The following is a 25,719-nucleotide window of genomic DNA, read 5'->3' as shown; positions in this document are numbered from 1 at the left end:
GGGCCTCAGTCCAGGCCGAGGGCGGTGGCGATGGACACCACGTCGGACGAGATGCGCACGGGGACGACGTCGCTGCCGTCCGGCGTGCGCAGCGCCCACTGCGGGTCCTTGAGGCCGTGCCCGGTGACCGTGATGACGATGCGCGCGCCGGCGGGCACGCGCCCCTGGTCGCTGAGCATCAGCAGACCCGCGACGCCGGACGCAGAGGCGGGCTCGACGAAGATGCCGACCTCCGCGGAGAGCACGCGGTGCGCGGCAAGGATCTGCTCGTCGGTGACCGCCTCGATGAGCCCGCCGGACACGTCCCGCGCCTCCTCGGCCTGGAGCCAGGACGCGGGGTTGCCGATGCGGATGGCCGTGGCGATCGTCTCGGGATGGTCGATCGGGTGGCCCTTGACGATGGGCGCGGCGCCGGCCGCCTGGAACCCCCACATGATCGGGGTGTGCGTGGCGACCGCGGGGTGCGCGGCACCGGCGTCGAGCCCGGCGTACTCGCGGTAGCCCTTCCAGTACGCGGTGATGTTGCCGGCGTTGCCGACGGGCAGCACATGGATGTCGGGGGCGTCACCGAGTGCGTCGACGATCTCGAACGCGCCCGTCTTCTGGCCCTCGATGCGGTCGGGGTTCACGGAGTTCACCAGCTCGACCGGGTACGCCTCGGCGAGCTTGCGGGCGGCGATGAGGCAGTCGTCGAAGTTGCCGTCGACCTGCAGCAGCGTGGCCCCGTGGGCGATCGCCTGACTGAGCTTGCCCATCGCGATCTTGCCGTCCGGCACCAGCACCGCGCAGACCATGCCCGCGCGGGTGGCGTACGCCGCCGCCGACGCCGACGTGTTGCCGGTCGACGCGCACACCACGGCCTTGGCGCCGCGACCGGCCGCCGCGGACATCGCGGTCGTCATGCCGCGGTCCTTGAACGACCCGGTCGGGTTCATGCCCTCGACCTTGATGAACACCTCGGCGCCCGTGCGCTGCGAGAGCGTCGGCGACGGGACGAGCGGCGTGCCGCCCTCCCCCAGCGTGATGATGCGCTCCTGGACGTGCGCAGGCAGGCGGTCGGCGTACTCGGCGATCACGCCACGCCACTGGTGGGCCATCAGGCTCCCTCGACTCGCAGGACGGACACGACACGACGCACGACGTCGAGGCCGGCGATGGCGTCGACCGTGCTGCGCAGCGCGTGCTCGGGCGCCGCGTGCGTGGTGATCACCAGGCGCGCGAAGTCGGCCTCGGGCGTCTCGGAGGCCGGCGACTGGCGCACCGCCTCGATCGAGACTCCGTGCGACGCCAGGACGGTGGCCACCTGCGCCAGCACGCCCGGGCGGTCGGCCACCTCGAGGCGCACCTGGTAGCGGGTGCGCGCCGCGGCGGCGGGCAGGACGGGCAGCTCGGCGTAGCGGGACTCGATGGGGCCCTTGCCGCCGAGCACGCGGTGGCGGGCGACCGAGACCACGTCCCCGAGCACCGCCGACGCGGTGGGCTCGCCGCCGGCGCCGCGGCCGTAGAACATGAGCTCGCCCGCCGCCTCCGCCTCGACGAAGACCGCGTTGTACGCGCCGCGCACCCCGGCGAGCGGGTGGCTGACGGGCACCAGCGCGGGGTGCACGCGGACCTGCACGCCGTCCACGCCGTCGGCGGTGCCGCGCTCGGCGATCGCGAGGAGCTTGAGCACGTACCCGGTGCGCTCGGCCCACAGGACGTCGTCGGCGGTCAGGGACGTGATGCCCTCGCGGGACACGTCGTCGATGGACACGCGGGTGTGGAACGCGAGCGAGGCGAGGATCGCGGCCTTCGCGGCGGCGTCGTAGCCCTCCACATCGGCCGTCGGGTCCGCCTCCGCGTAGCCGAGCGCCTGGGCCTCCTTGACCGCCTGGTCCAGGTCGAGGCCCTCGGACGCCATCTTGTCGAGCACGTAGTTGGTGGTGCCGTTGACGATGCCGAGCACGCGGGTGACGCGGTCCCCCGCGAGCGACTCGCGCACCGGGCGGACGATCGGGATGGCGCCGGCGACAGCCGCCTCGAAGTACAGGTCCACGCCGGCCTCGTCGGCAGCCGCGTAGAGCGTGGGACCGTCCTGGGCCAGCAGGGCCTTGTTGGCGGTGACGACGGACGCGCCGCCGGCGATGGCCCGCAGCAGCAGGCTGCGCGCGGGCTCGATGCCGCCCATGACCTCGACCACGACGTCGGCGCGCTCGACCAGCGACTCGGCGTCGGCGGTCAGCAGCCCGCGATCGACCACCGGGTCGCGCTCCGCGTCGACGTCGCGGACCGCGACCCCGACCAGCTCGAGGGGCGCGCCCACGCGGGATGCCAGGTCCGACGCCTGCGTCGTGAGCAGCCGCACCACCTCCGTGCCGACGACACCGCACCCGAGGACGGCGACGCGCAGGGGCGGATGGGCGGGCACGGGCGAGGGCACGGGACGGCCTCCAGTGGGACGGGGCGAGAGCGCCCCCAGGATAGGGGTGCGTCCCGACGGGCGGGACGCGTGTTCCGAGCGGTGGTCGCGCTCAGCCGAGGTCGAGCGCCAGGAGGTCGTCCTCGGTCTCCCGGCGCACCAGCACGCGGCTGGTCCCCTTCGCCACGGCGACCACCGGCGGGCGCGGGACGTGGTTGTAGTTGGACGCCATCGAGCGGCCGTAGGCACCGGTCGCCGCGACGGCGAGCAGGTCGCCCGCGCGGATGTCGGCGGGCAGCTGGACCTCGTGCACGACGATGTCGCCGCTCTCGCAGTGCTTGCCGACGACGCGCGCCAGCACCGTCTCGAGGCTCGCGCGCCGGCCGACGACCTCCGCGTGGTACCGCGCGCCGTACAGGGCGGGCCGGAGGTTGTCGCTCATCCCGCCGTCGACGGACACATAGGTACGGGTGCGGCCGTCGTCGAGCCGGACCGGCTTGACCGTGCCGACCGTGTACAGGGTCAGTCCCGCGGGGCCGACGATCGCGCGACCGGGCTCGATGGAGAACCGCGGCAGTGCGGTGCCCAGCTCGGCGTTGGACGCCTCGACGGAGCCCGCGATGTCCTTGGCGATCCGGTCCGGGTCGAGGGCGACCTCCCCCGGCAGGTACGCGATGCCGTAGCCGCCGCCGAGGTCGACCTCCTCGACCTGGACGCCGGTGCGCTCGGCCAGCCGGGCGCGCAGCGTGAGGACGGCACGCGCCGCCACCTCGAAGCCCGAGGGGTCCAGGATCTGCGAGCCGATGTGCGAGTGGATGCCCAGCAGGCGCAGCTCCGGGCGCGCCAGGACCTTCAGGAGGCCCTGCATGGCCGGGCTGTCCCCGTCGGGCGACGCGATCGAGAGGCCGAACTTCTGGTCCTCGTGCGCGGTCGAGATGTACTCGTGGCCGCCCGCGTGCACCCCGGTGGTCACCCGCACCATCACGGGTGCCGGCGCTCCCCCGCGGGCCGCGACCGCGTCGGCCACCCGGTCGATCTCCACCAGGGAGTCGACGATGATCCGGCCGACCCCGACGTCCAGCGCCCGCGCGATCTCCGCGTCCGACTTGTTGTTGCCGTGCAGGCCGAGGTGCGCGCCGGGGATCCCCGCGCGCAGCGCGACCGCGAGCTCGCCGCCCGTCGCCGTGTCGACGCGCAGGCCCTCCTCGTGCACCCAGCGCGCGACCGCGACGGACAGGAACGCCTTGCCGGCGTAGTACACGTCGATGCCCGCGCCGATCTCCGCGAAGGCCGTCTCGAACGCGCGACGGTAGCCGCGTGCACGGGCGCGCAGGTCGGCCTCGTCGAGGACGTAGGCCGGGGTGCCGTGCTGCGCGGCGAGCGTCCTGACCCCCACCCCGCCGACCGTCACCGACCCGTCGGCCGCCCGCGCGACCCCGGCGGACCAGGGCTCGCCGGGGATGAAGGTGGTCACATCCGCTCCGGGGCGGTGACCCCGAGCAGTCCCAGCCCGTTGGCGAGCACCTGTCGGGTGGCGTCGTTGAGCCACAGGCGGGTGCGGTGCACGTCGCCCACCACCTCGTCACCGAACGGGGCCACGCGGCGCTGGTCGTACCACTTGTGGTAGCTGCCGGCGAGCTCCTCGAGGTAGCGCGCGACGCGGTGCGGCTCGCGCAGCTCGGCCGCCTGGGCGACCACGCGCGGGAACTCGGCGATGCTGCCCAGCAGCACCGACTCGCTCTCGTGGTCGAGCAGAGCGGCGTCGAAGCCGTCCTCGCGCCGCACCCCGGCCTCGGCGGCGTTGCGACCGACATTGACCGTGCGGGCGTGCGCGTACTGCACGTAGAACACGGGGTTCTCGTTGGTCGCCCGGGTCAGCAGGTCCAGGTCCAGGTCGATCATCGAGTCCGCCGACGAGCGCGCCAGCGCGTACCGGGCCGCATCCACGCCGACGGCGTCGACCAGGTCGTCGATGGTGACCACGGTGCCGGCGCGCTTGCTCATCCGCACCGGGGCGCCGTTCTGGACCAGGTTCACCAGCTGACCGATGAGGATCTCCAGGTTGACGCCCGGGGTGTCCCCGAACGCCGCGCAGATCGCCATCATGCGTCCGATGTACCCGTGGTGGTCGGCGCCGAGCATGATGACGACCCGGTCGAACCCGCGCTCCCGCTTGTCCAGGTAGTAGGCGATGTCGCCCGCGATGTACGCGGCCTCGCCGTTGGACCGGATGATCACGCGGTCCCGGTCGTCGCCGAACGTGGTGGTGCGCAGCCAGGTCGCGCCGTCGGCCTCGAAGACGTGGCCCAGCTCGCGCAGGCGGGCGATCGCGTGGTCGACCGCGCCCGACTCGTGCAGCGAGTCCTCGTGGAAGTAGACGTCGAACTCCACTCCGAAGTCCTCGAGGGACTTGCGGATCTCGGCGAACATCAGCTCGACCCCGCGCGCCCGGAAGGCCTCGTTGGCGTCGTCGAACGGCAGCGTCCGCGGGTCGGGCTCGCCGGCGGCGAGGGCGTCGGCCACCACCTGCTCGGCGATCTCCGTGATGTAGGCGCCGCCGTAGCCGTCCTCGGGGGCGTCCTGGCCGAGGGCGCGGGCCAGCAGCGAGCGGGAGAAGCGGTCGATCTGCGCGCCGTGGTCGTTGAAGTAGTACTCGCGCGTCACCACGGCGCCGGACGCCTGGAGCACCCTCGCCAGGCTGTCGCCGACGGCCGCCCAGCGCACGCCACCGATGTGCAGCGGGCCCGTGGGGTTCGCGGAGACGAACTCCAGGTTGAGCGCGACGCCCGCGAGCGCCTCGTTCTGCCCGTACTCGGCACCCTGCTCGACGACCGAGTGCGCCAGCTCGCCGGCGGCGGCCGCGTCGAGCCGGATGTTCAGGAAGCCGGGGCCGGCTACCTCGACCGCGGAGACTCCCGGGGTGTCGGCGAGCCGGCGGGCCAGCTCCTCGGCGAACGCGCGCGGGTTGGTGCCGGCCTTCTTGGCCAGCTGCATCGCCACGTTGGTGGCCCAGTCACCGTGCTCGCGCTGCCGCGGTCGCTCCAGGTGCACCGTCGCGGGGATCGCGGCGGGGTCGAGGGCGAACGTGCCGTCGTCGACGGCGTGCACGAGGGCGGCCCGGAGGGCCTCGGAGAGCTGGGCGGGAGTCACCGGAGAAGGGTACCGAGCCGGACCGAGCCCTTATGCAGCGGGCTCGGCGCCGAGCATCGTCGGCCGGCAGGCGAACCAGCCGGCGACCAGCAGCAGCCCGACCAGGGCGAGCAGCACGGCGAACGCCTGGTCCCACGAGCCCGTGGTGTCGTGCAGGATCCCGATCCCCACGGGCCCGACCACCGCGAGCCCGTACCCGAGACCCTGCACCATCCCGGACAGCGCGGTGGCGATCGCGGGCGTGCGGGAGCGCAGCCCGATGAGCGCGAGCATGATCGGGAACGCCCCCGGTCCGATGCCGAGCAGCACCATCCACAGGGCGGTCCCGTCCGCGGGCGCGAGCATCAGCCCCAGGAGCCCGACCACCCAGCACGCGACGAAGCCGACGACCAGCGGGTAGGGATTGCGCATCCGGGCGGTCAGGACGGGCGAGACGATCGACGCCGGCAGGCCGAGGATCGCGAACACGGCGAGCCAGCGGCCCCCGACGTCGTCGCCCAGACCGGCGTCGGCCAGGATCTCCGGCAGCCAGGCGAACAGCACGTACGTGCAGGTGGTGTTGGCGAAGAACGTGAGCACCAGCGCCCAGGCCAGCCGCGAGCGCCACACGATCCGGCTCTCCTGCGCCCCCGCCCGGACCAGCGCCGCGGGACGCTCGTGCCGGGGAGCCCGGCGCAGCAGGCCGCGCAGGTGCGCGCGGGCTGACACCGACTGCGCGATCACCACCACCCACGGCACGACCGCCGCGAGCCCGAGGACCGCCCACATCCCGACCGACCAGCGCCAGCCCACGGCCTGGGCCACCGGCAGCGCGACCAGCGGGGGCACCGCCGCGCTCAGCGACATCGCCACCGAGTACGCCGCCGTCACCGCGCCGATCCGGTCGGGGAAGTACCGCTTGATCAGGGGCGGCAGCAGCACGTTGCCCATGCCCAGGCCCCCGAGCGCGAGCACCGACCACACGAGGAACTCCGGCGCGCTCCCCGCGAGCGCGCGCAGCGCCTCCCCGCCGACCGAGAGCAGGAGCGCCAGGATCATCGTCGGCTCGAGCCCGAGCCGACGCGCCACCGGGGTGGCCAGCGAGCCGAACACCGCGAACGACGCGACGGGGATGGTGCCGAGCAGCCCGACCTGCGTGGCGCTCAGCGCGAAGTCCTGGCGGACCACGTCGATGATCGGCGACACGGCCGCCACGGCGATGCGCAGGTTCAGCCCGACGAGGACGATGCCCGCCAGGACGACGAACCGACCGCGCCAGGGCGCGGGCGAGGGCGTCGACGGGTGCACGAAGAACTCTCCGGTAGGCGGAGGCGCGATCCGCAGATCATCCGCTGGAGGTATGGCGCCGGCCGATCCCCCGGTGTTGACTGCACCGCATGCCTGGGAACGGAGCCTAACCGGATGGTGCGACGGACCGGACTCATCGACACCGCGGTGGACGAGCTCCGCGGACGGATCGAGTCGGAGCAGTGGCCGGTCGGGGCACGGATCCCGCCCGAGCCCGCCCTGGTGGACCTCCTCGGCGTCGGCCGCAACACCGTGCGCGAGGCGGTGCAGTCCCTGGTGCACGCCGGGCTCCTCGAGCGGCGCCAGGGCTCCGGCACCTTCGTCGTCTCCCGGTACGAGCTCGCGGCCAGCATGGGCCGGCAGATCGGCGACGCCCGACAGCGCGACGTCGTCGAGGTCCGACGAGCCCTCGAGGTCGAGGCCGCCCGCCTGGCTGCCCGGCGGCGGACCCCCGCGGACGCGGACGGCCTGCGCCTGCGTCGCGACGAACGCGCCGCGGCCTACCACGCGGGCGATCTCGAGGCGATGGTCTCCACCGACCTCGACCTGCACCGCGCGATCGTCCGCGCCGCCGCCAACCCCGTGCTGGTGACCCTGTACGAGAACCTGCTGGACGCCATCGGCGAGAACATCCGGTTCAACTTCGTCACCGACACCCACGGGCACGACGCCCACGACGCCCTGGTCGAGGCCGTCGTGGCGGGCGACGACGGCAGGGCTGCCGACGAGACCACGCGATACCTGTCTGCACTGCTGGGCGAGTGAGCCGCGGCTGGTAGTGTCGTGCTCCGCATGGACCCCCGGGTCCGGTGCCCGGCCCGCGTAGCTCAGTGGATAGAGCGTCTGCCTCCGGAGCAGAAGGTCGAAGGTTCGAGTCCTTTCGCGGGCACCACGAGAACTGCAGGAATGCCTGGCCGGGTTGCCCTCACGTGCGCACCGCACCAAGGACACGGATCGGCACCGAACGGGCGCCTCGCGAGCTCGTGGCCGTCACCAGCCGGTCACGGGAGCTCGAAGGGCAGCACGAGGCCGTCGAGCGATGCCCTGCACGGGCACGCGTCGTCGAGCGGCAGGGCGGCCACGAGGTCTGCGAGCAGCAGCCGGAGGCGGTCGACGGATCGCGCGAACTCCTCGAGGACCGCCTGGTGCGACACCGCGCCGGACGCCTCGACGCCGGCATCGGCGTCCGTCACCACCGCGAGCGACGTGTAGCAGAGGGCGAGCTCGCGGGCCAGGGCGGCTTCGGGCATCCCCGTCATGCCGACGACGTCGCCACCGGTCGCTGCGTTGCGGTGCGACTCCGCTCGTGTCGAGAAGCGCGGCCCCTGGATGACGACCATCGTCCCGCCGTCGACGACCGGCATGCCCGGATGCTCGAGACGGACCGCCGCCCGACGGCCTTGCGGGCAGTACGGGTCGGCGAGGCCGACGTGCACGACCGCGCCGATCTCGTCGTAGAACGTCGACGGGCGCCCCCAGGTGCCGTCGATCACCTGGTCGGGGACCACCACCGTCCCCCGAGCGAGGTCGGGGCGCAGGGCGCCTACGGCCGACGGCGCCACGACCCGACGAACCCCGAGGCTGCGCAGCGCCCACAGGTTGGCGCGGTAGTTGACGCGGTGCGGAGGGAACCGGTGATCCGTCCCGTGCCGCGGCAGGAACACGACGGGCCGATCGCCGAGGTGGCCGACCAGCGGTGGGTCGCTCGGGTCGCCGAACGGGGTGCTGACCGGCACCGCCCGCGCGTCGTCGAGGAGCTGGTAGAGGCCGGAACCGCCGATGATGCCGATCGGCGACGCGCTGCTGCTCATGCCGCCGACCGTAGCCCGGGCGATGCGCGGGCCAGGGCCGCCCGCCAGATCCGTCAGGCTCTCGTCATGCGTCCCTGACCGTCCGCGGCGGGATGCTGGGGCGATGCGTGTCCTCGTCACCGGCGGAGCCGGATTCATCGGCAGGCCGACGGTGTCCAAGCTCGTCGCGGCAGGTCACGAGGTGACCGTGCTCGACTCCCTGCGGGAGGACGTGCACTCCCGCGGCGACGCGCCAGACCTGGCCGGTGCCCGCCTCGTGGTCGGCGACGTCCGGGACGGTGAGGTCCTTGCGTCGCGGGTCCATGGGTCGGACGTCGTCGTCCACCTCGCTGCCAAGGTCGGTCTCGGGGTCGACCTCGACGACGTCGTCGACTATGTCTCGGACAACGACCTGGGGACCGCCGCGGTGCTGCGCGCTGCGCACCGCGCGGGGGTCGGACGGATCGTGTTCGCGAGCTCGATGGTGGTCTACGGCGAGGGCGCGTACGACTGCGCCCAGCACGGTCGTGTCGCTCCCGGACCGAGGCGCGTCAACGATCTCGAGGCTGGCCTCTTCGACCCGCGGTGCCCGCGGTGCGGTGCGGTGCTGACGCCGACGGTGGTGACCGAGGACGCCCCGCTGGACCCGCGCAACGTGTACGCCGCGACCAAGGTGCACGGCGAGCACCTCCTGCGGGCGTGGGCGAGGGAGACGGATGGTGGCGCCTTTGCACTGCGGTTCCACAACGTCTACGGCCCGGGGATGCCCCGCGACACGCCCTACGCAGGCGTCGCGTCGCTCTTCCGGTCGGAGCTCGCCGCCGGTCGCGCACCGCGGGTGTTCGAGGACGGCGCCCAACGTCGCGACTTCGTGCACGTGGAGGACGTCGCGCGCGCCGTCGTCGCGGCGACGACCGGGGTGACCGGCGCCGGGGAGGTGATCGCGCTCAACGTCGGCTCCGGCACGGTGACGACGGTAGGGGCGCTCGCGGCTGCGCTCGCGGAGGCGCTCGGCGGCCCGGCACCCGTGGTGACGGGCCAGTTCCGGATCGGCGACGTCCGGCACGTCACGGCTTCCTCGACCCGCGCCGAGCGCGTGCTGGGGTGGTCGGCCGGTGTCGATCTCGCCACCGGCCTGGCGGCCTCCTGAGGTCAGTCCAGCAGGACGCCGCGCGCGGGCAGACGCACCTCGAACAGGCACCCTGCGTCGGTGGGTTCGACGCCGACGTGACCACCGTGCGCGGCGACCACAGTGCCGACGATAGCCAGGCCGAGCCCCGCCGACCCGACCTCCCGGCCCGCCTCCCGATGGGAGCCGCCGCCCTGGAATCCCTCCTCGAAGACGTGTGCGCGCTCGTCCTCGGGGATGCCGCCGCACGAGTCCTCGACGGCGACCCGCACCTGCCCGTCGGCCCGCGACCCGGCGACCCGGACGACGCCGCCGGGACCGCTGCTGCGCACGGCGTTGCCGACGAGGTTGTCGAGCACCCGCGCCAGCTCGTCGGGCACGCCGACGACCTCGAGCCCGGGCTCCACGTCCACGAGCAGCGAGACGTCCTGCGCGGCCGCTACGGGTGCCGAGTGGCGGAGCACGTCGCCGAGCACCGCGCTGAGCTCGACGGTCTCCGGCTGCCGGACCGAGGGCGGCGCGTCGGGTCGCGAGAGCTCCGCCAGGTCGTCGATCATGCGACCCAGCCGGTCGACGGCGGTGCCGATCCCCCGGTAGGCGGCGGTGGTGTCGGTGATCACGCCGTCCCGCAGCCCATCGATCGTCGCGCCGATACCGGAGAGCGGCGAGCGCAGGTCGTGGCTCACGAAGGCGACGACCTGCCGGCGGGCGGACTCCAGCGCCCTCTCGCGCTCCCGCGAGGCCTGAAGGGAGGCGCGCGTCCGGGCCAGCTCGGCCGCGAGCTCGGCGATCTCGGCCGTGACCGGGACTGCGACTGACCCGCCGGTGCCGCTGGCGAGCTCTCTCGCCTGCGCGCCGACCGCGCGGACGTCCGCCAGCACGAGCCGCCCCAGGACGACCGCCAGGACGACCGCGGGGACCGACGAGAGCCCGAGGACGAGACGCGCGACCGCGGCGTCGTGGTCGGAGAGGAACATCGCCCCGACGTTGACCCAGATCGCGAGCGCGACGACCGCCACCGGGACGAGGGCGGTCACGACCAGGGCGGCGATGAGCGACACCCGTCGGACCCGGGTGACGACGAGTGCACCCAGCACGCCGACGCCGACGGCGCAGAGTGTCGTCATACCGGCGATGAACCACAGGTCGCGGCTCATCTCGCGCCTTCGGCCAGCGCCGCGGTCAGCTCGTCGGCGGTCCCGAGTCGGTAGCCGGTGCCACGCACCGTGGTGAGCAGCACCGGCGACGACGGGTCGGCCTCGAACTTGCGACGGAGGCGTCGGACGTGGACGACCACCGTGGAGTCGTCGCCGAAGTCCCAGCCCCACACGCGGCGCAGCAGCTCCCGGGTGCTGAACGACGACCCGGCGTGCCGTGCCAGGAACAGCAGCAGGTCGAACTCGCGGGGCGCGAGCGTCTGCTCGGCCCCCGCCAGCGACACGGTGCGGACCGCGGGGTGCAGGGTGAGCGGTCCGACCACGACCGGGCTCAGGCCGTCGCCGGGGTGGATGTCGCCGCGGCGCAGGAGCGCGTGCAGCCGGAGCACGAGCTCGCGCGGGCTGAACGGCTTGGTCAGGTAGTCGTCGGCACCGAACTCCAGCCCGACGATCCGGTCGTCGACCGTATCGAGGCCCGAGAGCAGGACGACGGGCGTCCGATCGGCATCGAGCCGCATCCTGCGCAGCAGGTCGAGTCCGGACGCGCCGGGGAGCCGGACGTCGAGGACCACCGCATCGGGTCGCGACTCCCGCCAGATGCGCTCCCCCTCGCGGGCGTCTCCCGCCACGCGCGCGTGGACCCCGTCAGCCTCGAGGTAGGCGGCGACGCTGCGCACCACGAGCTCCTCGTCGTCCACCACCAGCACGGTCGCCATGTGGGTCACGCTAGCCCGCGCACCTGGGCACGACCGACCCGGACGTCCCCTCGACGGCGGGCACGACCGATCCGTCATGGAACGGTCATCGCCCGTGGACCCCGCTCGTCGGCGCGCCGACCTAGCGTCGACGTGTGACGCGTGTGGAGCCGACGGTGGACCTGGTGCTGCCCTGCCTCGACGAGGCGGTCGCCCTGGCGTGGGTGCTGCCGAGGGTGCCTCCTGGGGTGCGGGCGATCGTCGTCGACAACGGCTCGACCGACGGCAGCGCGGACGTCGCCCGGGGGTTCGGCGTGCGCGTCGTGCAGGAGAGCGCCCGAGGCTTCGGCTCGGCCTGCCACGCCGGCTTGCTCGCGGCGACCGCGGACGTGGTCGCGTTCATGGACGCGGACGGCAGCCTCGACCCGCGACAGCTGGAACGGGTCCTCACACCGGTCCGGGCGGGGGCCGACCTCGCGCTGGGCCGGCGTCGGCCGACGTCGGGTGCCGCGTGGCCTTGGCACCTGCGACTGGCGAACCACGTGCTCGTCGGCCGGCTCGCCCGTCGGACCGGAACCCGCCTCCACGATCTCGGTCCCATGCGTGCCGCGCGTCGGACGGCACTGCTCGACCTCGACCTGCGTGACCGGCGCTCGGGCTACCCGCTCGAGATGGTCGTCCGAGCAGCCGAGCGCGGGTGGCACGTCGCGGAGGTGGACGTCGACTACGCACCACGACAGGGCCGCTCGAAGGTGACCGGCACCCCCCTGGGCATCGTCCGCGCGGTGCGCGACATGTCCGCGGTCCTGGCCCCGTGAGCGCGCCCGCAGAGCCACCGCAGGCTCTGGTGCTGCTGGCCAAGGCGCCGGTCCCTGGACGCGTGAAGACGCGACTGCACGCCGCGTTCCGTCCTGAGGAGGCGGCCTTGCTCGCACGCGCCTGCCTCCAGGACACGCTCGAGGCGATCGCGGCTGCACCGGTCGCGCACCGCATCGTCGCCCTCGACGGGGTTCCGGGCCGGTGGCTCCCGCCAGGCACCGACGTCGTCCCGCAGCCACCCGGCGACCTGGCGGCGCGTCTCGCCGCGGCCTTCCGGGCGACTCTCGACCGGCCGAGGCACGCCCCTGCCCTGCTCGTCGGCATGGACACCCCCCAGCTCGGCGTGCACCTGGCCGCCGTCGACTTCGCCGGCGCGGACGCTCTGCTCGGCCTGACCGACGACGGCGGGTACTGGGCGATCGGTCTGCGCGAGGCGGACGACCGGGTGTTCGACGGGATACCGATGTCGACCCCGCGTACCGGGGCGGTCCAGCTCGCGCGGCTCCGCACGCTCGGACTTCGCGTCCGGCTGCTTCCCCGCCTCCGGGACATCGACGAGCCTGCGGACGCCCGTGCCGTCGCCCTCGGTGCCCCTGGGACGAGCTTCGCGGCCGAGTGGCGCCGGCTCAGCCAGATCCGGCCGCGCTCGTGATGCGCCCGCACCCGCTGACGTTCTACGAGGCCGCACTCGACGGCGCAGCCGTCGACGCGCTGGGTTCAGCGGGCGTCGTCACGCTCGCCGTCGCGCGCTGGAGCGACGAGCCCGACGCGATCGACGACCTCATGCTCGCGCGGTGCGAGGCTCCGGTCCTCGACGTCGGGTGCGGGCCGGGCCGGCTCGTCGGCGCACTGAACGCGCGCGGCATCCCCGCACTGGGCATCGACATCTCCGCCCGAGCGGTCGAGCAGGCCCGCGATCGGGGCGCGATCGCCCTGCGGCGAGCCGTCGAGCAGTCGGTCCCGGCCGAGGGCCGCTGGGGCACCGTGCTGCTCGCGGACGGGAACATCGGCATCGGCGGCGACCCGCGAGCGTTGTTGACCAGGTCCCGGCTCCTCGTCCGGCCCCGCGGTCTCGTCCTGGTCGAGACGGACCATGACGATGCCGCCGACGACACCTCACCGCTGGTCCTTCGCGACGCGGACGGTCGCACGAGCCGCCCTCTGCCGTGGGCCCGCGTCGGCTCGCAGACTCTCGGTCGACTGGCTGCCGCCGGTGGGTTCACCGTCCTCGAGCACTGGCGGATCGCCGGTCGGACGGTCGTGGCGCTCAGGGCGCAGTGACGCGGGTCAGTCCGTGTCGTCGCGCGGCACCAGGTCGGCGTCCGCAGGCACGTGCGGCGTGGGGCGTCGCCGCGCCGTGCCGAGGGCCGCGCCGATCATCACGGCCAGGACGAGGACGCTGCTCGCCACGACGAGCGAGGTCGACAACGGGACGGGGACCACCGAGGGGTCTCTCCGCATCGTTGACGCCACCACGACGACGACCGCGAACAGGGCCAGGACGGCGGCGCCGAGGCCGCCCGCGCGCACTGCCGGACGCCAGTCCGCCCCAAGGCGTGGCAGGACGACCAGGCCGAGCACGATCGCCGTCGGCGCGAGCACCGCGTCGTGCACCGCGACGCCACCTGCCAGCCAGATCAGCACCGACGGCCACTGGCCCTGCGGCACCGTCGTCAGCCCGACGACGACACCTGTGCCCATCAGCACGACACCCAGGGCCAGCAGGGCGAGCCGACCGGTCGACCACGAGGACGTCATGACTGCACCACCTCGATCCGGTCCAGCCACTTCGTCTGCAGGACGCCCGGCCGGTTCGGGGCGATCAACCGCGCGGGGAAGCCGTGGTCGAGGTCGAGCGGCTCGCCCCCGATCCGCAGTGCGACGACGGAGTCGGGGTGCCGGGTGTACTCGGCAGGCAGGACCGACTCCTTGTAGGACCCCGCCTGCTGCAGGCTGACGACACGGGCGTCGACATCGGCTCGCTCGCTCACCAGCCGCACGAGGTCGGCGACGCGGACGCCCTCCCAGGAGGCAACCGTGCTCCAGCCCTCCACACACGCGATCGGAAGCGCGACCGTGACCTGGTCCATCGCCTCGAGGTCGGCGCGCGATAGCTCGACGGTTCCCGCGGGTCCGCGCAGCGACAGTCGCCACGCCGGGTCGGTCGCGCGATCCAGGACCCCCGCCCCCTTCGCCGTGCGGTTCACCGGGAGGCCCTGGGCACCGACACCCGACTGCCGGGGCGAGAGGAGCGCGGCACCGGAAAGGGGTCGGACGGTCTGACCGACAGTCAGCGCCGTCACCCCCAGCACGGTCACCGCCACACCTGCCAGGAATCCACGCCGGGTAGGCCCGTCGGCGTCGGCCGAGTCGGCCGAGTCTTCCACAGCGTGGCGCAGGGCGTCGGCGATCGTCGGGAGCTTGACCGCGACGTGCACGACGATCGACCCGACGAGCACCCAGGCGACCGCGAGGTGCACCCGGACGAAGGAGAACGACCACGGGTACCACTGGAAGATGTTGAGCAGCCCCGTGACCAGCTGGAAGATCGCCGTCGCGACGAGCACCGCCACGGACGCGCGCTCGATCGCGTGCGTGGGACCGCGCAGCCGAGGCTGCTGGAACAGCGCCGGGTACGCGGCGTACAGCTTCGCCAGCAGCAGCGGGATCGCCGCCAGACCGGCCGCGACGTGCACGCCCTGGCTCACCCGGTACCCCCAGGCCGGCACCGGCGGCAGCGGCAGCCAGGCGATCGGATGCTGGTGCAGGTGGGACAGCAGCCCGGTGAGGAACGCCGTCACGATGACGGCGCCGAGCACGGCGCCGACCCGGGCGACGACGCGTGGGTCGTGGATCGGGGAGCGGAAGTCGGACTCTTCCGGAGGTCGCCTCCGGAGGTCGCTCAACCGTCTGCGGACCATCGTTCGACCCTAGGTCGGCGGCGTCACGCCGGACCCGTGCCGCCGATGACGGCTACCTGACGGTGGGCGTCACCACGGGGAGACCAGGACGACCTGCAGGACGACGGTCGCCGCGGCCTGTGCGACGAGCCACGCGCGCCGGTCGGCCAGAGTGGCGGCCGCCGGGACCAGCCAGCACGCGAGCGGGAGCCAGATGCGCTCGACCTCGCCGCGCTCCACTCCGGAGAGGGCGCCGACGAGCGCGGCGCCCAGCGCCACGGCGACGAGAAGCTGCACCTCCCGCGTGAGGCGGCGGAGACCGACGAGCCCGCCGACCCCCGCCGGACCGATGAGTGCGCCGAGCAGCACCAGGTCGGCGAGGAGGAAGTACAGGTACGGGCGGTCCGCCGCTCGCCCCAGGCTCGAGGCGACGTGGGTCACCGCGAGGCCGTCCGGGAGCCAGAACCCCGCGGCCGCCCACGCGCCGACGGTCGCCAGGACGACCGCACCGGCGACGACCGTCGGTACCCACCGCCGGGTGACCACGCCGACGACCAGGGCGAGCGCGCCCATCGGCAGCAGGCCGTAGGACAGGAATGGGCACAGGCCGAGCACGACCCCCGCCGCGAGCGCCCACGGCCAGGCCCGCCCCGACCGCGTCGAGGCGATGGCCAGCAGGGCGACCCCCCACGCCAGGACCCCGGCGAAGAACGCGTCGGCTGTCGTCGCCATCCAGAGGGCGGAGGGTGCGAGCACCACGGCCGGCAGTGCGCGACGGACCGTGTCCTCGCCGGCCGTTCCCGCGAGGGCGCGCACGGTGAGTCCGACGGCGACGACGGTGCTGGTCCCGACCAGGATGACGAGCGCCGCCGCCGCACCTGGGCCGCCCAGGCCGACCCGGTCGAGCCCGGCGAGGAGCAGGGGCATGCCCGGTGGGTGGCCGCGGACGTGGACCGGGTAGTCGAGAGCATTCTCGGCGTAGGACCGGACGAAGGCTGCGGGATCCTCCAGCACCCTGGGCACGACGGCGAGATAGTCCTGGTCGTGGGTCAGCGGTGCGGCGAGGGCACGGAGGCCGTCCGTCGTGGCCAGGGCGACGGCGAAGGCTGCCGACGCGGTCCAGCCGACGAGGAGGACCACGACCCAGGAGGCGGACCGGGCGAACCGGGGGCCGAGCAGGACGACGAGCAACGCCACCAGCGCCGCGACCAGCGTGCCGACCGACGCGCGCCAGTGCAGGTAGCCCATGAACGGCGGAGCGCTGCCGTACGTGACGACCGCTCCAGCATCGGTCAGCGCTCGCCCGGTGAGCCAGAGTCCGAGGAGGGCAGCACCCCAGACGGCGACCGCCCCGACCGAACCTCGCGACGACGTCGTCACCACGGTGCCCTGTCGCTCGATCGTCTCGGGCGGGCGGGTGTCCACCCGGCCAGACTGGCACGGCTGGGCCGGGCACACCGATGACGGGACGATGACGACCGCGCGCTCACCGCGAGCAACAGCCGGCCGCACGAGTGGGTGTGGCGAACCGCAGCTCTGGTGCACCCGGCAGGCCCACGGGCACGCGACGCTGGTCAGGCCTCGTCGAGCCGGGTGCGCAGCTCGTCGTCGAGCACGAGGTCGAGCGCGCCCAACGACTCGTCGAGCTGCGCGACCGAGTGGGCGCCGACGATCGGGATGACGGGCGTCGGCCCGCCGAGCAGCCACGCGAGCGCGACCTGGTTCGCCGTAGCGCCCGCGTCGCGCGCGACCTCGCGCAGCACCTCGACCCGACGCCGGCTGCTCGGATGGTCGGCGCCGCCGAACAGCGGCTTGTCGGCGCGCGTGTACGCCCCCTGGTGCAGGGGCGAGTACACGGTCACGGCGAGCGGCGGGCGGCCGTCGACACCCGTGGACGCGGCGTAGTCGAGCAGGTCGCCCGACACCCAGCTGCTCCGGAACGGCGTCGGGCTCGGGTACACGTAGCCGCCCTGCTGCTGGACCAGGCCGTACGGCTCGACGGCCAGGCAGGCGGCGGTCTCGCGTGCCTCGACGACGCGCCACGTCGTGACGTTGGAGATGCCCGGCACGCCGACCACCCCGTCGGCCACGAGCTTGCCGAAAGCGCCGACGGTCTCCTCCAGGGCGGTGTCGCGGTCGTCGACGTGCCCGTAGAGGACGTCGAGCCGGTCGACGCCCAGGTGGCGCAGGCTCGTCGCGGCCTCGCGGTGGATGGTCTCGGCGGCGAGGCCCTGGTAGTTCGTCGGCGGCGTGCCCGACAGCGGCAGATTCGGGTCCTTCTTGGCGGCGCCGCACTTCGTCGCGATGCGGACGCGGTCCCGCAGCCCGCGCGAGGCCAGCCAGGCGGCGATCACGTCCTCGCTCTCGTGGCCGTGGCCGCCCGCGTCCCAGGCGTTGTAGTTGTTCGCGGTGTCGAGGAAGGTGCCGCCGGCATCGACGAAGCGGTCGAGGACCTCGAAGGCCACCTCGCGCGGGGTATGCGTGCCGAAGTGCATGGTGCCGAGGCACAGGACGCTGACGTCGGTGGAGGTGGGGCCGGAGCCGATGGTGCGCTGCTGCATGGTGTTCTCCTCGTGCGTTCTGGTGACAGGTTCGACGCTAGGCGCGCAGCGGACCGGGAGTACGGTCCATTCCTGTGACAGACGACCAGTCCAATCGGTGGGTCGGCGACGCGCTCGTCACGATCGAGGGCGGCCGGCCGGTGCACGTCGCGCTCGAGCAGGCACTGCGCGCCGCGGTCCGCGAGGGACGCCTCCGCCCGGGCGACCCGGTGCCGCCGAGCAGAGCACTGGCGCGCGACCTGGGTGTCTCGCGCTGGGTGGTCACGCAGGCGTACGGGGGCCTCGTGGCCGAGGGCGTGCTCGATGCTCGCACCGGTGCGGGCACCCGCGTCGCGTCCACGTCGTGGCCCACCCTCACGCCCACCCGAGCGCCCGATCGCGCGGTCCGTCCGCGGCCCGCGTTCGACCTCGGGCCGGGCGTGCCGGACCTGCGCCACCTGCCGCGCGCGGCCTGGGTCTCGGCGGTGCGCACGGCGGTCGCGTCCGCGACCGCCGGCGACCTCGTCGCGCCGGACCCTCGCGGCGTGCCCTCGCTGCGGCTGGCGCTCGCCGATCGGCTGGCCGTGACGCGTGCGGTGCTGGTCGATGCGGACGCCGTCGTCGTGACGCACGGCGCAGCGGACGCCATGACGCGCCTGGCGCGCTCCCTGCGCGCCGCGGGCCATGAGTCCGTGCTCGTCGAGGACCCGAGCTGGCCGCGGCTGCGCGACGTCGCCGCGGCTGCCGGCCTGCACCCGGTGCCGGTGCCGGTCGACGAGGGCGGCGTGGACTCCGACGCGCTCGTGGAGGCGGCCGAGCGCACCGGAGCTCGCGCCGCGCTGGTGACGCCCTCGCACCAGTTCCCGGTCGGCGCCGCGCTCGTCCCGGCGAGGCGCGAGGCGCTCGTCCGATGGGCCCGCTCCGTCGACGGAGTGATCATCGAGGACGACTATGACGCCGAGTTCCGCTACGACCGCCGCCCCGTGGCGGCCCTGCGCGCGCTCGCACCCGACCGCGTCGCGCTCGTGGGCTCCTGGAGCAAGACGCTCGCCCCGGGGCTCGGCATCGGGTGGCTGGTCCCTCCTGACGACGTCCCGGCCGCGCGCGCGGGGCTCGACGTCGACGCGAGCGCTCCCCCGTCGCTGCATCAGCTCGCCTGCGCCGCGCTGCTCACCGACGGGGGCTACGACCGGCACCTGCGTTCGGCCCGCGCTCGGTACCGGCGCCGACGGGCGGCTCTGCTCGGCGCGCTCGAGCGATGGATGCCGGGCCTGACGGTGACGGGGCTCGCTGCGGGACTGCACGTCGTGCTCAGGCTGCCGCCCGGAGTCGATGAGGACAGCGTGGCCCGGCTGGCTGCGCGACGCGACGTGCGCGTGGTGCCGGCAGGTCGCTATCGCGTCGGGACCACGGCCCGCCCACCGGCGCTCGTCGTCGGGTACGGCAACCTGGTCGACGCACGGCTGGACGAGGCGGTGGCCCGCCTGGCCGCGGCCGTCAGCGAGGCGGCGCCGTCCGGAGCACGCGAGCGTGCCGGCTCATGAGCTCCGACCGCCCACGAGTCGTTCCCGAGGCCGTCTCGAGTCCTCTGGCGCGCACCCTCTCAGCTCACGCCGTCGCAGCGAGGAACTGCCGGATCTGGCCCACCACGTCGTCGGGCGCATCCAGGTAGATCAGGTGCGATCCGTCCAGCGTGACGATGCGGCTCTCCGGGTGCTCGCTGGCGACGGCCTCGTGGACCGCCACCCAGTCGGGCATGCCGTACTCGTGCGCCGCGTCGACGGTGTCCTGCGCGAGGACCATCAGCGTGGGGATCGCCGCGTCGAAGCGGTGCCCGGCGAGGGCGACGTCGTTGCGCAGGGCCCAGCTCACCTCGTCGTCCAGGAGGCGCAGGTCGAGCTTGGTGTTGTCGAGCAGCCAGTCGCGGTCCTGCTCCTCGTCGTCGAGCAGCGGGTTGGCCGGCAGGAGCGTGGAGTCGTCGCCGTTGATCCACCGCTCCGCCCGGACCAGGCCGATGAATCGCGCCACGGTCATGGTGGGGTGGAGCCCGCCGTCCTGGGAGAGGTCGCCCTCGTAGTCCTCCGCGGCCTGCTGACCCGGAGACGTGCTGTCCAGCCCCACGAATCCCGCCACCTCGTCCGGGTAGAGCTCGGCGAACTCCAGCGCGTACAGGCCACCGATGGAATGGGCCACCAGCACGAACGGGCCCTCCACGCCGGCGCCGTGCAGCGCTGCGTGGATCTCGGCGGCCAGGTTCTGGTTCGACCGGTCCTTCGTCGTCGTGTCGGAGAAGCCATAGCCCAGGTAGTCCACCGTGGCGATGTTGACGTCCTCGGCGAGAGGCTCCCACACGCTCTGGAGCTCGTAGTAGGCGCTGCCCATGCCCAGGCCGGTCAGGAACACCAGCGTGGGCGCGCCGGGGTGCTCCGCACGCGAGTAGACGTGCATCCGGGACTCGCCCTCCACCGCGACCAGCGTGCCCGGGACGTCGAGCCCCGCCTTGCCGAGGGCGTTCGCGGCCTGGTTGATGACCGTCAGGACTCCGAGCAGGCCGACCACGACGACGAGGATGCCGACGACGGTGCGCACCAGCCGCCTCCGCCACCTGCCACGTCGCGGTCGTTCGGGCGTCAGCTCGGGCGCCGCAGGGGCGTCAACCAGGTCAGGCATGGTCAGACCCTCGCAGATGGGTGGGCACCGGGGCATCCGGGACACACCTGACTCGCACCCTCAATCGCGTCACGGGCGAGTGTTGGCCTCCGGGCCACGGTTCCCGGGCTCTCACCCGAAGCGCCCGCCGACGTAGGCGGCCGTGCGCTCGTCCTGCGGCGACTGGAACATGGCCTGCGTGTCGCCGTGCTCGACGATGACGCCGGGCGTGCCCTGCGAGGCGAGGAAGAACGCGCACTGCTGCGAGACGCGTGCGGCCTGCTGCATGTTGTGCGTGACGATCACGATCGTCACCTCACGGGCGAGCTCCGTCATCGTCTCCTCGATGACGCGGGTCGACGTCGGGTCGAGCGCCGAGCACGGCTCGTCCATCAGCAGCACCCGGGGCCGGACGGCGAGGGACCGAGCGATGCAGAGCCGCTGCTGCTGACCACCCGACAGTCCGCCACCCGGCGCGCTCAGACGGTCGCGGACCTCGCGCCAGAGGCCCGCCTTGGTCAGCGACTCCTCCACGAGCTGGTCCTTCTCCGAGCTCGACGCGCGCACGCCCGTGAGCCGGAGGCCGGCGAGAACGTTCTCCCTGATGCTCATCGCCGGGAACGGGTTGGGCTTCTGGAACACCATGCCGATGTCCCGACGCGCCTGGGTCAGCCGCCGCGACGGGTCGTAGATGTCCTGCCCGTCGAGCAGGACCTCACCGGCGAGAGCGGCCGACGGCACCAGCTCGTGCATGCGGTTGAGGATCCGCAGGAAGGTGGACTTGCCGCAGCCCGACGGGCCGATCAGCGCGGTGACGATGCCCGCGGGCATGGTCAGGGACACCCGGTCGAGCACCTGGTGCTTGCCGAACCACGCCGAGATCGACTGGGCGCGCAGCTCCGCCAGCCGGCTCGGGGAGACGGACGGGGGGAGCTCGTGCACCGGCGGCGCGGCGAGCAGTCCGACGGAGCCGGGACGCCCGACCGGCACGGGCGAGAGGACGACCGTCGAGTCGGCCTGGTGGTTGCTCACGAGACTCCTCCCGCGCCGTTGGCGCGTGCGATGGCGCGGGCGGCGAACGCCAGCGCAACGAGGGCCCCGGCAGCGCCGAGGCCGAGCAGGGTCCACTGCACGGGTGTCCACCGTCGCGCGCCCGCCGTCCACACGAGGTCCGGCGCCGGCCCGGGGTCGGCGACGACGTCCGCGGCCGGGATCACCTGCGCGCCCCCGGCCGGATCGGGCGCGGCGGAGGCGGGAGCAGCGGACGGAGACACGGCCGGCCGACGGGTACCCGAGGACGGCTTCTGCGTGTTTCCGGAGGGCACTGTCGGTGCCGTTCCCGGGGGAACCGTCAGCGTGAGCGAGCCGTCGTCGGACCCCGCCGCGACGGCCGCGGGGGCGCTGCCGATCGCGGCGGCGGCGGTCAGAGCGAGGACCGCCAGCAGGACCAGCCCGGCACCGAGGGCACGGGTGCCCGGCACGGAGGCGGCCTCGATCTCGCGGCGTGTCTCGGCGACCATCCGCTCCCAGTGCTCGGCCCCCTCCCGGCGCCGGCGGCGCGTCCGGCGCACGAGGTACCAGACGGTCGCGGCGACGAGCACGACGAGGGCCACCCCCGTCCACGAGACGCTCAGCACGGTGGTCCGCGCCGTGCTGGAGACGAGCGGGATCTCGGTGTCCGGCCCCGGCGCGGCGGCCATGTCCACGTCCACGACCGCGGTGGACACCCCGAGCGGCTCGACTCCCTCGAGCACGGAGACGACCGTGAAGGAGTCGCCGGGCAGGACCTCTCGCGTCTGCTCGGCGTCGAGCGACGCCAGCGTCCGACCGAACGGTCCGGTCACCCGCACGCGCGGGACGCCGACCACCTTGACGTTGCCGGTGTTGACCACCTCGTAGGTGACGGTCATGGGCGCCGAGGCGAACGGCACGAGCGACGCGTCGAACGTGCCGCTGACCTCCCGCACCTCGAGCGCGGGGGCCAGCTCTCCGGCCACCCGGAGGTTGAGCCGCACCGCCACGCGCGTGTCGACGAGCACCCCGGCGCTGGTGACCTGCGTCTGGACGGGCGAGACGACGATCCCGCCGGGGTGGTCGCCGGGCGAGGCCTCGGCGGGGACCGCGACCGTGAAGGCGAGGGAGGCGGTCGCCAGGGGCGGGATGGTGACCGTCGGGCTCGCGACGGTCACCCACGCGCCCAGGTCGGTCGGTGGCTGGGCCGCCGGTGACAGGTCGTAGCCGCCGGACGGCGTGTTGAACCCGTCGGCCCCGTACACGGCGAACTCGCGCTCGACCGTCGAGGAGTTCGTGATGAGCACGTGCTCCTCGACGGTCTCCCCCGCCGCCGCCGCGAGTTCGAACCGGGTCCGTCCGTCAGCGGCTCCGGCCGCGTCCGCCGGCGTGACCGCCCAGGCCGCAGCGGTGTCGTCCGCGAGGGCCGCCGGGGCGGCGCCGACCGTGAGGAACGCCGTCAGCGCGGCGACGGCGACGACGAGCAGGGGGCGGTGGGCCGCCATGGGTTCTCCGATCGGGGTGGTGAGGAGTGCACAGGTCGGACGTGCCACGGCCGGGGCCCCTCGACACGTCGCGCGTCGAGGAGCCCCGGTCCGTGGCGTCTCGGTCAGCCGCCGACGAGCGTGACGGTGACGGTCGACGTGTACGAGCCGGCGGACGTCGCGCCCGGGATCGCCAGCGCCAGGCCCGCGGCGAGGGTCGAGACCCCGCGACCGGGGGTCTGCGCCCGGCCCAGGAGCGAGCTGACGGACAGGCCGGCGCTGGAGGCGTCGTCCAGGAAGGAGGCGACGGCCGGACCTGCCTGCGCGACGAGCGGGCTGCCGGCGTCCGGCGTCATGCTCGGCGTACCGGGCGTCCAGCCCAGGTACTTGGCGCCGACCGTCGCGGCGGTGCCGGTGAAGTCCGACGCCTGCGCGTTGACCTCCCAGCCGGTCAGGAGCGCGTCGCGGCGGGTGTCCGTGACGGTCACGGTCGGGAAGACCCCGGCCGCGGTGACCCGCGAGTTGTCCACGGAGCGCGAGCCCGTCAGGGCGACGGGCGTGTCGAACGGGACGCTGAAGATGAGCGAGCCGTCGACCACGGGCGCCTCGGGCACCGTGAGCACCAGCTGCCCCGTCGCCGAGTCGATCCCGAGCGAGAGCGAGAGGCTCCCGGTCGAGGCGAGGTACGCGGCGGTGTCGGTCGGGGCGAAGTCGGCGGTGTACGCGTGGTTCCCGGCGCTGGGCGCCGAGACCGTGTAGGCGGCCGAGCCGGCGGCGACCGGCGAGGTGCCGAGGACCGTCGTGCCCTCCTTGAACGTGACCTGACCGGCGGCACCGGCCGGCGCGACCGCGGCCGTGAGGACCAGGTCGGCGCCGGAGGCAGCTGCGGTGAGCGTGGTCGTCGTCGCGACGGCCTGGGTGCCTCCGCCGGACGGGTAGGCGTGCGAGGGGACGGACCACGTGAGGTTGGCGGTCGTGGTACCCGTCAGGGTCAGGCCGGTCTCGAAGTACGCGATCGAGTTCCCGTCCACGTCGCGGCACGCGACCAGGAACGGCAGCGTGGCGGTGTTCCCCGGCTGCGAGGCCAGGTAGGTGAGCGCCTGCGGCTTGCCCATGAAGTCGCCGCGACCCGTGTACGGACGTCCGGACGAGTCGACCAGCACCGAGACCGGTCCGAACGGCACCTGCTCCCAGTCGATGACCGGGACACCGGCCTGCGGGATCCGGATCAGCGGCTGGATGACGCCGGAGCCGGCCGGGCAGGTGGCGTCCACGGCGAGCGACTGCCACGGACGCGTGGCCGTCGTGCCGCTCGTGAGGACGTCGGCCGCGGTGTTCGCCTCGAACCCGCCCGCGTTCGCGAGGAAGTAGATGCTGCCGGGGATCAGCGGACCTTCGTCGTTGGCGGCTGCGGGGCCCGCCACGGCGACGAGCGCCGCACCCGTCGCGCACGTCCCGGCCACCAGCGCGGCCACAACTCTCCTGAGCTTCATCGAGCAGTCCTTTCGAGGACGATCTGGCGTGGGTTCACGTCACGTGCTGTCGCACCGCGACGAGGATGGAGCCCGGAGGTGAACGCCGGGCCCCCGGCGGGCGTCCGCGGGACGACGTGCGGGGCAGTCATCGCACCGCCTGCAGCCGGGGCGCCTCGACCTCTGGTCCCGCGGTCGGCGTCGCCCCGCGGCGGACCCTCCGGACCCTCCGTACGACGAGCCCGAGGGCGACGAGCACCAGGAGCGCGAGGACCAGCCACGGGACGGCCCAGACCCGCACGGCACCCGAGACGGTCCCCACGCCCGGGTCCTCCCCCGCCGCAGGAGCCACCGCGGTCGCGTCGACCGTGACCGTCTCGAGCACGAGCGGCCAGACGCCGGGCACGGTCGTCGACGAGCGGACCTCACCGCCGGGCAGCAGCTCGTCGACCCGGTCGCCGTCCACGCGCTCGCGGAGCAGACCGAACGCACCGCCGACCGCGACCTCGGGCTCGACGGCCAGCCGGACGTTGCCGGTGTTCCGGAGCGTGTAGTCGACGGTGACCTCGCCGGCACCGACCAGGGACCCCGCGTGCCAGGTGGCGGAGACGTCCGCCACCTCCAGACCCGGGTCCAGCGGGCCGTCCACACGGATGTAGACGCGAGCGGCGACGCGCTGCTCGAGCTCGATGCTCGGGGCGTTCTCGGCCCCCTGACCCACGCTCTCCAGCGACGCGACGAGTGCACCCACGTGGTCGCCGGGCTCGGCGTTCGCCGGGATCGAGACGGTGAACGGGACGACGGTGTAGCCGAACCCGGCGTCCGCGGTCTGGGGAGCCACGTCGACGGTGGACGCCCCCGGGACCGCGATCCAGGCGCCCGCGTCGGTGCTGGCGTCGTCGCGCGCGCGGACCGCCAGACCCCCGCCGTCGGCCATCACGACGTCTCCGCCGTACACCTGGAGCTGGACCGCGGTGTCGTCCTGGTTGAGCAGCGCGGCGTGCTCGTACACGACGGCCCCCGGGGGTGCGGTCACGCGCAGGAACGGCCGGTCGTCCGGACGCTCCGGACCGGCGGGGCTGATGCCGAACGAGACGAGGTCGGCGGCTGCGGGCGGCAGCGGGTCGGGTGCGGCCGCGGCGGGACTCGCGCAGAGCGCGGCGGCGCCGAGCACCGCGACCACCGTGAGGAGGGGACGGAGGCGGTCGAGCATCAGGTCTGGCCTTCCAGAGGTGAGG

At 74.0% G+C, this 25,719-nt stretch carries 23 protein-coding genes and 1 tRNA gene; 7 read left to right on the top strand and 17 right to left on the bottom strand.

Annotated elements, in window-relative coordinates:
- Positions 1–5: 5 nt before the first annotated feature.
- From thrC to ACO06A_RS13545, 5 genes are all read right to left on the bottom strand, one after another.
- Complete coding sequence (gene thrC / locus ACO06A_RS13565) at positions 6–1,097, bottom strand: threonine synthase (protein ID WP_421732766.1); 1,092 nt, start codon at positions 1,095–1,097, stop codon at positions 6–8.
- Positions 1,097–2,419: a homoserine dehydrogenase gene (locus tag ACO06A_RS13560; protein WP_421732765.1), complete on the bottom strand. Its 1,323-nt coding sequence runs from the start codon at positions 2,417–2,419 to the stop codon at positions 1,097–1,099. Before ACO06A_RS13560 ends, thrC begins: the two co-directional genes overlap by 1 nt.
- A gap of 91 nt (positions 2,420–2,510) precedes the next feature.
- Positions 2,511–3,872, bottom strand: a complete 1,362-nt coding sequence (lysA, locus tag ACO06A_RS13555; RefSeq protein ID WP_421732764.1) for a diaminopimelate decarboxylase — start codon at positions 3,870–3,872, stop codon at positions 2,511–2,513.
- On the bottom strand, positions 3,869–5,548 hold the full coding sequence (argS, locus tag ACO06A_RS13550; protein WP_421732763.1) for an arginine--tRNA ligase: 1,680 nt from the start codon (positions 5,546–5,548) through the stop codon (positions 3,869–3,871). The genes lysA and argS overlap by 4 nt, the downstream gene beginning before the upstream one ends.
- Before the next feature lie 30 nt (positions 5,549–5,578).
- The gene (locus ACO06A_RS13545; RefSeq protein WP_421732762.1) at positions 5,579–6,835 is read right to left on the bottom strand and encodes a CynX/NimT family MFS transporter; all 1,257 of its coding nucleotides are present in this window, start codon (positions 6,833–6,835) and stop codon (positions 5,579–5,581) included.
- Between the two features lie 114 nt (positions 6,836–6,949).
- Here ACO06A_RS13545 and ACO06A_RS13540 point away from each other — a divergent pair, with 114 nt between their 5' ends.
- Positions 6,950–7,600 (top strand): FadR/GntR family transcriptional regulator, encoded by a 651-nt coding sequence (locus ACO06A_RS13540; RefSeq protein WP_421732761.1) that lies wholly within the window; start codon positions 6,950–6,952, stop codon positions 7,598–7,600.
- 51 nt (positions 7,601–7,651) lie between these two features.
- Positions 7,652–7,727 (top strand) — tRNA-Arg (locus tag ACO06A_RS13535).
- A 109-nt stretch (positions 7,728–7,836) separates the two neighbouring features.
- Here the strand turns inward: ACO06A_RS13535 and ACO06A_RS13530 are convergent.
- Entirely contained in the window at positions 7,837–8,646 is an 810-nt protein-coding gene (locus tag ACO06A_RS13530; RefSeq protein ID WP_421732760.1) for an S-methyl-5'-thioadenosine phosphorylase, read from the bottom strand.
- A gap of 103 nt (positions 8,647–8,749) precedes the next feature.
- On the opposite strand from ACO06A_RS13530, the gene ACO06A_RS13525 reads away from it, so the two are divergent.
- Positions 8,750–9,775 carry an NAD-dependent epimerase/dehydratase family protein gene (locus ACO06A_RS13525; protein ID WP_421732759.1) on the top strand — a complete coding sequence of 342 codons (1,026 nt, stop codon included), beginning with the start codon at positions 8,750–8,752 and terminating at the stop codon, positions 9,773–9,775.
- Between the two features lie 2 nt (positions 9,776–9,777).
- Here ACO06A_RS13525 and ACO06A_RS13520 read toward each other — a convergent pair whose 3' ends face one another.
- A complete protein-coding gene (locus ACO06A_RS13520) occupies positions 9,778–10,911 on the bottom strand; it encodes a sensor histidine kinase (protein WP_421732758.1) in 1,134 nt (377 codons plus the stop codon).
- Positions 10,908–11,627, bottom strand: a complete 720-nt coding sequence (locus ACO06A_RS13515; RefSeq protein ID WP_421732757.1) for a response regulator transcription factor — start codon at positions 11,625–11,627, stop codon at positions 10,908–10,910. The genes ACO06A_RS13520 and ACO06A_RS13515 overlap by 4 nt, the downstream gene beginning before the upstream one ends.
- A gap of 134 nt (positions 11,628–11,761) precedes the next feature.
- Here ACO06A_RS13515 and ACO06A_RS13510 point away from each other — a divergent pair, with 134 nt between their 5' ends.
- The 3 genes from ACO06A_RS13510 to ACO06A_RS13500 are packed head-to-tail and all read left to right on the top strand — an operon-like array spanning position 11,762 to position 13,706.
- Positions 11,762–12,424 (top strand): glycosyltransferase family 2 protein, encoded by a 663-nt coding sequence (locus tag ACO06A_RS13510; RefSeq protein WP_421732756.1) that lies wholly within the window; start codon positions 11,762–11,764, stop codon positions 12,422–12,424.
- Positions 12,421–13,077: a TIGR04282 family arsenosugar biosynthesis glycosyltransferase gene (locus tag ACO06A_RS13505; RefSeq protein ID WP_421732755.1), complete on the top strand. Its 657-nt coding sequence runs from the start codon at positions 12,421–12,423 to the stop codon at positions 13,075–13,077. The genes ACO06A_RS13510 and ACO06A_RS13505 overlap by 4 nt, the downstream gene beginning before the upstream one ends.
- Complete coding sequence (locus tag ACO06A_RS13500) at positions 13,077–13,706, top strand: methyltransferase domain-containing protein (RefSeq protein ID WP_421732754.1); 630 nt, start codon at positions 13,077–13,079, stop codon at positions 13,704–13,706. Before ACO06A_RS13505 ends, ACO06A_RS13500 begins: the two co-directional genes overlap by 1 nt.
- Positions 13,707–13,712: 6 nt before the next feature.
- On the opposite strand, the gene ACO06A_RS13495 is transcribed toward ACO06A_RS13500, so the two are convergent.
- The 4 genes from ACO06A_RS13495 to ACO06A_RS13480 all read right to left on the bottom strand — a co-directional run bounded on the left by ACO06A_RS13495 (position 13,713) and on the right by ACO06A_RS13480 (position 17,886).
- Positions 13,713–14,183 carry a hypothetical protein gene (locus ACO06A_RS13495; RefSeq protein ID WP_421732753.1) on the bottom strand — a complete coding sequence of 157 codons (471 nt, stop codon included), beginning with the start codon at positions 14,181–14,183 and terminating at the stop codon, positions 13,713–13,715.
- Positions 14,180–15,346 carry a molybdopterin-dependent oxidoreductase gene (locus ACO06A_RS13490; RefSeq protein WP_421732752.1) on the bottom strand — a complete coding sequence of 389 codons (1,167 nt, stop codon included), beginning with the start codon at positions 15,344–15,346 and terminating at the stop codon, positions 14,180–14,182. Before ACO06A_RS13490 ends, ACO06A_RS13495 begins: the two co-directional genes overlap by 4 nt.
- A 69-nt stretch (positions 15,347–15,415) precedes the next feature.
- Positions 15,416–16,750, bottom strand: a complete 1,335-nt coding sequence (locus tag ACO06A_RS13485) for a hypothetical protein (RefSeq protein ID WP_421732751.1) — start codon at positions 16,748–16,750, stop codon at positions 15,416–15,418.
- 149 nt (positions 16,751–16,899) lie between these two features.
- Positions 16,900–17,886 carry an aldo/keto reductase gene (locus ACO06A_RS13480; RefSeq protein WP_421732750.1) on the bottom strand — a complete coding sequence of 329 codons (987 nt, stop codon included), beginning with the start codon at positions 17,884–17,886 and terminating at the stop codon, positions 16,900–16,902.
- Between the two features lie 74 nt (positions 17,887–17,960).
- Here ACO06A_RS13480 and ACO06A_RS13475 point away from each other — a divergent pair, with 74 nt between their 5' ends.
- Positions 17,961–19,409 carry a PLP-dependent aminotransferase family protein gene (locus ACO06A_RS13475; RefSeq protein ID WP_421732749.1) on the top strand — a complete coding sequence of 483 codons (1,449 nt, stop codon included), beginning with the start codon at positions 17,961–17,963 and terminating at the stop codon, positions 19,407–19,409.
- 64 nt (positions 19,410–19,473) lie between these two features.
- Here the strand turns inward: ACO06A_RS13475 and ACO06A_RS13470 are convergent, their stop codons facing one another.
- From ACO06A_RS13470 to ACO06A_RS13450, 5 genes are all read right to left on the bottom strand, one after another.
- Entirely contained in the window at positions 19,474–20,454 is a 981-nt protein-coding gene (locus ACO06A_RS13470; protein ID WP_421732748.1) for an alpha/beta fold hydrolase, read from the bottom strand.
- A gap of 192 nt (positions 20,455–20,646) precedes the next feature.
- On the bottom strand, positions 20,647–21,420 hold the full coding sequence (locus ACO06A_RS13465; RefSeq protein ID WP_421736064.1) for a phosphate ABC transporter ATP-binding protein: 774 nt from the start codon (positions 21,418–21,420) through the stop codon (positions 20,647–20,649).
- Positions 21,421–21,542: 122 nt separating this feature from the next.
- Positions 21,543–23,030 (bottom strand): hypothetical protein, encoded by a 1,488-nt coding sequence (locus tag ACO06A_RS13460; RefSeq protein WP_421732747.1) that lies wholly within the window; start codon positions 23,028–23,030, stop codon positions 21,543–21,545.
- A 104-nt stretch (positions 23,031–23,134) separates the two neighbouring features.
- Positions 23,135–24,502, bottom strand: coding sequence for an Ig-like domain repeat protein (locus ACO06A_RS13455; RefSeq protein WP_421732746.1), 1,368 nt, complete (start codon positions 24,500–24,502; stop codon positions 23,135–23,137).
- Positions 24,503–24,629: 127 nt separating this feature from the next.
- Positions 24,630–25,694: a hypothetical protein gene (locus tag ACO06A_RS13450; RefSeq protein WP_421732745.1), complete on the bottom strand. Its 1,065-nt coding sequence runs from the start codon at positions 25,692–25,694 to the stop codon at positions 24,630–24,632.
- Positions 25,695–25,719: the final 25 nt, after the last annotated feature.

The organism is Cellulomonas sp. (genome assembly GCF_965229465.1).
GTDB lineage: Bacteria > Actinomycetota > Actinomycetes > Actinomycetales > Cellulomonadaceae > Cellulomonas.
Note: the sequence above shows the minus strand (reverse complement) of the source record. Positions and strands in the feature narration are given on the sequence as shown.